The organism is Alitiscatomonas sp., assembly GCF_037242085.1.
Taxonomy (GTDB): domain Bacteria; phylum Bacillota; class Clostridia; order Lachnospirales; family Lachnospiraceae; genus Alitiscatomonas; species Alitiscatomonas aceti.
In genome coordinates, this window is the sequence record NZ_JAXXBR010000045.1 from 1 (window position 1) to 6913 (window position 6913).

Genomic DNA, 6913 nt, shown 5'->3' on the forward strand with positions numbered 1-6913 from the left:
GAGATCCGGCCCGAGAAAAAACGCATGGGAGGCGCTCCTGTGGATCCGGCGGCCATGGAACGGCCGGAGACACCCAGGGAATCGTCCGGGGCTGCACCGGAAACGGACAGCCGGACCCAGGTTCCGTCTGAACTGGAAGGGGGGGGGCCTGCGGCGGAAACGGCTGGAAATGTACCGGAAGGCCGGAAGGCGGAGACCGGAGGGGCTGAAAATGAATAAATGGATCTTGTCGGGGGGACTGGCGGCATTTTTGGCCGCCGGACTCCCGTGGACGGCTTCCTACGGCGCGCCTTATGCGCCGGGGGATCCGTCCTTTTCTGAACAGTGGGCTTTTTATAATGACGGGACCTTTTCCATTGAAGAGGAGAAGAACCGGTATGCGGTCTACGACGACCCCTTTGGACAGCCATGGGCGCCCGGGGACTGGCACTTTGAGGAGCCGGAGATTTTAGGCATGCTGGTCCAGGTGGAGCGGATCCGGGCAGCGGCCGGGATCGATGTGGGGATGGCCGATGCCTGGGCCTCCTACGGAGAGGGAAAGCGGGACGTGGTGGTGGCCGTCATCGATACCGGAGTGGATATTTCCCATGAGGATCTGGCGGGAGCTATCTGGGTCAATGAGGATGAGATCCCGGGAAACGGCCTGGATGACGACGGAAACGGATACGCGGACGATGTGAACGGCTGGAATTTTTACCATAACAATAACCAGATCTATAATGGCTCCGAGGACAGCCACGGCACTCACGGGGCCGGTACCATCCGGGCGTCCTCCAGCAATGGTGTTGGAATCTCTGGGATGATCCCGGGGGACCGGGTGAAGCTCATGCCGGTGAAGGCTCTGGGAGGCGGGGACGGTGAAGGAAATACAGCGGCTCTCATCAAGGCCATCCGCTATGCGGAGGACAACGGAGCTTCGATCTGCAATCTGAGCCTTACTTCTCTTGCCAATGACCAGGCCCTGTACTGCGCCATCCGGGATTCCTCCATGCTTTTTGTGGCAGCAGCGGGAAACGACGGGAAGGATATCGACAGGACGCCGGTCTATCCAGCCTCCTATGAGCTGGACAATGTGATCTCCGCAGCCAATATATCCTGCGGGGGAGAGCTCCACGAAAGCTCCAACTACGGCGTGGGATCGGTGGACCTGGCTGCGCCGGGAAGCTATATCTTAAGTACCACGCCGGGAAACACATACAGCTATATGACAGGAACCTCCATGGCGGCTCCCATGGTCACCGGGGCGGCGGCCATGGTCTGGTCCCATTTTGAAGGCATCGGGGCGGCGGAGGTGAAGGAGATCCTTTTAAATTCTGTGACTCCCCTGGACAGTCTTTCCGGAAAGGTAAAGACCGGAGGAATGTTAAACGTGGGGGCGGCCCTAAGGTATGACCTGGGGACGCTTTCCGGGAATGCCTTTGAAGCAGGCGGGCGCAGGCCGGAAAATGGCACAGCTCCCCACCTGGAGGCCCGGACGGAACGGACCCTGGCCGGATTGTATCTGAAGGTGAGGGTCGTGGATATTGACGGGGATCTGGACGTTCTTTATTATGCGCCGGGAGAACGGAATGCGGAATGGTTCCGGGGAAGGGAGGACTGCCAGTCCTTTACAGTCAGTAACCGTGACATTGCCGCCTTCCGCATCGACCAGGCGGGCGTTTATACGTTTTATGCCAGGGACAGAAGGGGCAACGATACGGCCTATACCGTAAGGATCGCAGATCTGCGGGAGGGTCCGGGGGTCCTGGACCAGTAAATAGAAAACCGTTGTTTTACAGGGGGTATGGCAGGGAGAGCAGCCAGTCTGTAAAACAACGGTTTTTTGCATTTTGGTATTCCCTTTTACCGGATCACATGGATCCAGCCCTGGGGCGCTTCGATGCGGCCCATCTGGATGCCGGTCAGGGTATCGTAAAGCTTCTGGGTGACGGGACCCATTTTTTCCATGCCGCTGGGCAGGCAGATCTCGTTTCCATGGTCCACGATCTTTCCGATGGGAGAGATCACTGCGGCGGTCCCGCAGAGGCCGGCCTCTGCAAATTCCTTCACTTCCTCAAAGGGAACTTCTCTTTCCTCTGCCTTTAAGCCCAGGTAATGCTCGGCCACATAGAGGATGGAGCGGCGGGTGATGGACGGAAGGATGCTGTCGGACTTGGGAGTCACCACGGTGTTGTCCTTTGTAACGAAGATGAAGTTGGCTCCTCCGGTCTCCTCCACATTTGTTCTTGTGGCAGCGTCCAGATACATATTTTCATCATAGCCCTGCTGGTGGGCGTCCACGATGGCGTGGAGGCTCATGGCATAGTTCAGACCGGCCTTTACATGGCCGGTGCCGTGGGGGGCTGCCCGGTCAAAGTCGCAGACGCGGATGGTGATGGGCTTTGCACCGCCCTTAAAGTAGGGGCCCACCGGCGTACAGAAGGTGCGGAACTGGTATTCGCTGGCAGGCTTTACGCCGATGACGGGATCCGATCCGAACATATAGGGACGGATATAGAGGCTCGCACCGGAGCCGAAGGGCGGCACATAATCGGCGTTGGCCTCTACGACCTTTGTAACGGCCTCCACGAAGCGTTCCTTGGGGAATACGGGCATTTCCAGTCTCTTTGCAGAGTTTTCCATCCGCTCGCCGTTTAAGTCGGGGCGGAAGGTGACGATATGGCCGTCCTCGGTGGTGTAGGCTTTTAAGCCCTCAAAGCAGGTCTGGGCGTACTGGAATACGCAGGCGCACTCATTCAAGAGGATCTGGTCGTCGGTGGTCAGGGCTCCCTGGTCCCAGGAGCCGTTTTTATAATTGGAAACGTATCTGTAATCGGTTTTCATATAGCCGAATCCGAGATTGGCCCAGTCGATGTTTTTTGCTGCCATAGATTTTTCCTCCGTTCTGCCGCTTTTGCCGGAAATGGAGCCTCCGGGGCTTTTTTGCGGCCGGTAATTATTTTTTTCCATTATAATGAGTTCTTCCGCAGACTTCAAGTTTTTTATGGAAAAAAGATGAAAAAAATCTATGAAAAATGCGAAAAATGTGATACAATATAATTTCAAGTTATGACCGATATGAATATATGGAAAGGAAGGGGAAAATGGAACGATTATTTACTGCATGGAAGCTGAAAAATCTGGAGATCCAGAACCGGATCTGCGTGCCTCCCATGGTCTGCTTCGGATGGAGCGATGAAAGCGGCATGGTGGTGGATAAGAACGTGGAGCATTACCGGGCCATGGCAAAGGGAGGACCTGGGCTCATCATCCAGGAGGCCACCTGTGTCAGCGAAAATGGCCGTTTAAGCCGGGACCAGCTGGGGATCTGGAGCGATGCCCATGTGCCGGGGCTTAAGAGGATCGTGGAGGCAGTCCACGGAGAGGGCGTCCCGCTGCTTTTACAGATCCACCACGCCGGGGTGGTGTCTGAAACAGAGGATCCCGTATGTCCCAGCGATTATTCCCTGGTCTTTAAGGGAAGGGAGCGCCATGGGCGGGAGCTTTCTGTGGAGGAGATCCAGAAGATCGAAGGGGATTTCATAGAAGCAGCCAGAAGGGCATATGAGGCCGGTTACGACGGCGTGGAGCTCCATGGCTGCCACAATTACCTGCTGTGCCAGTTTTTTAACCGCCGGGTGAACCGGAGGACAGATCTGTATAATGCGGAAGATATGCAGATCGTAAAAAATATCATCGACGGGATCCGGAAGGTGACGCCGCCGGAATTTGTGGTGGGGATCCGTCTGGGGGCCTTTGAGCCGGAACTTTCCGACGGTGTGGCCCATGCTAAAAAGCTGGAGGCCATGGGCATCGACTTTATAAACGTGTCCTATGGCTTTGATAAGGAAGCTGTGCGTGAGAAGCCGCAGGGCTATCCCTTCGCAGAGGCCATTTACGGGGCAGAACGGATCAGGGCTGCCGTGCAGGTTCCTGTTTTTGCTGTGTACGGGATCCAGGACGGGGAGACGGCAGAGGCCGTTCTTAAGCAGACCGGAGCGGATATGGTCAACATCGGCCGCGGCGTTTTAGTGAATTATAACTGGGCCAGCGATGTGAAGGCGGGACGGGACCCGGGGAAATGCCTGTACTGCAAAACGTGTATGTGGCGGTCGGATCCGGATCAGTGTGCCGGGAAGCTGCTTTTTAACAGAAAGAGATAGGGGAGTCTTACGGACATGGAAAAGGGAAGAAAAAAGATCCATTATGCCTGGTTCATCCTGGCTGGCTGCTGTATCATGCAGGGAGCCAGCCTGGGACTGATCAATAACTGCTCCGGGGTGTTTTATTCTCCGGTGTGCCAGGATCTGGGATTTGAGATGGGGAAATTTACGTTTTACCGGATGCTTTATTCCATAAGCTCTGCTCTGGTCCTTCCATTTGTGGCGAAGAGCTTCCAGAAGCTGGACGTGCGTGCGGTCATCAGCGCGGCGGCAGTGGTGTTCGGCGTCTCCAATATGGCCATGGGGACCTTCACAGAGCTGTGGCAGTGGTATGCGGCCGGTATGATCCAGGGGATCGCGTCCTCATTTTTGTGCATGATCGCGGCCCCCATCCTTTTAAATAACTGGTTCCACAAAAAAGCAGGAATGGCTGTGGGGATCTCCGCCGCATTTTCCGGCCTCATGGGCATGATGGGGAGCAGCGCCCTGGGCTTTATGATCCCGGCCCTGGGCTGGCGGGCCAGCTACGGGATCATCGGGGCGGCCAGCATCGTCCTGATCCTTCCGGTCTCCCTGTTCGTTTTAAGGAACCGGCCGTCGGATAAGGGGATGCTCCCCTATGGGGCGGAGGAGCTTCCGGAAACAGCGGCTGCTTCCGGAGAAAGGCCGGATGTCAGAAAGAATGGTCCGTCAGCCGTAGCGGCTGGTCCGGAAAAGGGACTTTCCCTGGCATCCCTGGCAAAGCAGCCGGTTTTTTATCTGGCGCTTCTGGCCTATGCGGGAGCCCTGGCCGGCTCTTACCTGAACATGTTCCTGACCTCTTGCGGCCTGGATGCGGGCCTTCCCATGGCCGCTGCGGCCATGATGACCACCATGGCGCTCCTTGGAAACATGTCCAGCAAGCTGTTTCTTGGAAAGGCCAGCGACGTGTTCGGGGCGGTCCGCACCTTTGAACTTTCGATTCTGGTGTCAGAGTTCGGCCATGTCCTTCTGCTCCTGGGACTTCCGACCAGCGTCATGGCGGGAGCCCTCCTTTACGGGATCACGCCTCCCCTGTCCTCCGTGATGGCTCCGCTGTTCTGTAAGCTGTTCTGGAAGGGCGAGGATTATGGGACGGCCTATTCCTATGTGACCATGTTTGGGACTCTTCTGGTGTCTCCCTTTAATACCTGGTTTGGAAAATTTTATGATCTCACCGGAAGCTACGATCTGACCATCGGAGTCAGCGGCCTTCTCCTTCTGATCACCCTGGCCCTGGTGTGGGCCGGGGGCCGGAGCCTGAGGGCAGAAAAAAGGGCTTAGGGCGCTTCCTGGGCCAGGCGGATGAAGGCGTCCATCTCCCTGGTGACCCATTTATCCTTGTGATAGAGGATCTGACGCCAGATATGCATATGAAAATCCTTTACCGGCAGGACGGCCAGATGTCCTGCCGATATTTCGTTTTTAATGGAAAACTCCGGAAGAAAGGAGATCCCGGCATTATTTTTCAGCAGGCGGATGATAAATTCCGTGTTTCCAATTTCTAAAAACGGCTCGATCCGCAGATCCATGGACGTCAGATACCGGTCCAGAACGAACCGGTAGCTGGCGTCCTTTTCAGTTAAGAGAAAGGGCTCCGGAAGGAGCTCCTTAAGCTCCAGGGCTTTCCGGCCAGCCAGGGGATGGGCAGACGAGGCCACGAAGACAATGTCCTCCGGCTCCTCCAGGACCTTGACCCAGCGGTGGTCGTAGATCTTCTGATCCAGAAGGTACACGAAGTCGATGGCGTTGTGGTTCATCCGGTCCAGAAGCACGTCCGGGGAGTCCAGGACCATGCTGACCTTTACCTTTGGGTGGGCCTTATGGAAGGCCTCCATAAGATCCGGGAAGATGGAGGCGCAGATGGATTCGATGGTCCCGATGGTCAGGGCCCCGGTCAGCTCCTGGCTTTCGGTCACTGCGGCTCTGGCGCAGGAGATCTCCCGCATGACGGCGGCGGCATGGTCATAGAAGACCATGCCCTGATGGGTTAGGATGGTCTGTTTTCCGATGCGGTCAAACAGATGGATCCCCAGCTCCTGTTCTAACTGCTTGATCTGGATGGTGACTGCCGCCTGGGAATAGCCCAGGGCCCGGGCGGCCTTTGAAAAGCTCTTTAACTGTGCCACCTGGAGGAAGGCGGCGATCTCGCGTAATTCCATGGCGTTATCCTTTGCAGATCTTTGTTTTTTGTTTCTGGGGCTATCATACAGGATGAAGAATGGGAATGCAAGTAAACGATAAAAATATTTTAATAATATATTTAAAACATTAAATTTTACTTTTATCATTTCTTATGATATGCTGATTTAAAAGACTGGGGCCAGAAGGAGTTCTGGTCCGTTTGTTTCTGCCGCCGGGGGAGAGCGGATCCATAAGAAGAAAGGACAGGAATGACCATGGAAAAGACCAATGTAAAGTACAATGCCTACATTAAGATCCTGGAGGAGGAGTTAAGACCGGCCATGGGCTGTACAGAGCCCATCGCTCTGGCATATGCGGCTGCTGTGGCCAGAAAGGTGCTGGGAGAGCTGCCGGATAAGGTGGTGATCGGAGCCAGCGGAAGCGTCATCAAGAACGTGAAATCGGTGATTGTGCCCAACACGGACCATTTAAAGGGCATTCCGGCTGCGGCTGCGGCTGGTATCGTGGCCGGGGATCCGGACAAGGAGCTGGAGGTGATCGCCAGTGTAGAGAAGGAAGCGATCGCGGAAATGAAGGAGTTCCTGGAAAAAACACCCATTTCCGTGGAG

Annotated in this window: 6 protein-coding genes and 1 pseudogene; 5 read left to right on the plus strand and 2 right to left on the minus strand. The window is 55.7% G+C overall.

Features of this window, described 5'->3' with window-relative positions; translation table 11 throughout:
- Together WIH05_RS02900 and WIH05_RS02905 are read left to right on the plus strand one after the other, a co-directional pair.
- The coding region (locus WIH05_RS02900) for a hypothetical protein (RefSeq protein WP_337424950.1) at positions 1–219 on the plus strand (219 nt) is incomplete at its 5' end.
- Positions 212–1756, plus strand: coding sequence for a S8 family peptidase (locus WIH05_RS02905; protein WP_337424951.1), 1545 nt, complete (start codon positions 212–214; stop codon positions 1754–1756). The genes WIH05_RS02900 and WIH05_RS02905, both read left to right, overlap by 8 nt.
- Positions 1757–1842: 86 nt before the next feature.
- Here the strand turns inward: WIH05_RS02905 and WIH05_RS02910 are convergent, their stop codons facing one another.
- The gene (locus WIH05_RS02910; protein ID WP_337424952.1) at positions 1843–2949 is read right to left on the minus strand and encodes a branched-chain amino acid aminotransferase; all 1107 of its coding nucleotides are present in this window, start codon (positions 2947–2949) and stop codon (positions 1843–1845) included.
- A 134-nt stretch (positions 2950–3083) separates the two neighbouring features.
- Between WIH05_RS02910 and WIH05_RS02915 the strand changes: the two genes are divergently transcribed.
- A complete protein-coding gene (locus WIH05_RS02915) occupies positions 3084–4142 on the plus strand; it encodes an NADH:flavin oxidoreductase (RefSeq protein ID WP_022272511.1) in 1059 nt (352 codons plus the stop codon).
- Between the two features lie 15 nt (positions 4143–4157).
- Complete coding sequence (locus WIH05_RS02920) at positions 4158–5444, plus strand: MFS transporter (protein WP_337424953.1); 1287 nt, start codon at positions 4158–4160, stop codon at positions 5442–5444.
- Here the strand turns inward: WIH05_RS02920 and WIH05_RS02925 are convergent.
- Positions 5441–6322, minus strand: coding sequence for a LysR family transcriptional regulator (locus WIH05_RS02925; RefSeq protein WP_158357760.1), 882 nt, complete (start codon positions 6320–6322; stop codon positions 5441–5443). The two genes, WIH05_RS02920 and WIH05_RS02925, sit on opposite strands and share 4 nt — an antisense overlap.
- Positions 6323–6559: 237 nt before the next feature.
- Between WIH05_RS02925 and WIH05_RS02930 the strand changes: the two are divergent.
- Positions 6560–6913: pseudogene (locus WIH05_RS02930) on the plus strand (serine dehydratase subunit alpha family protein); the annotation flags it as partial.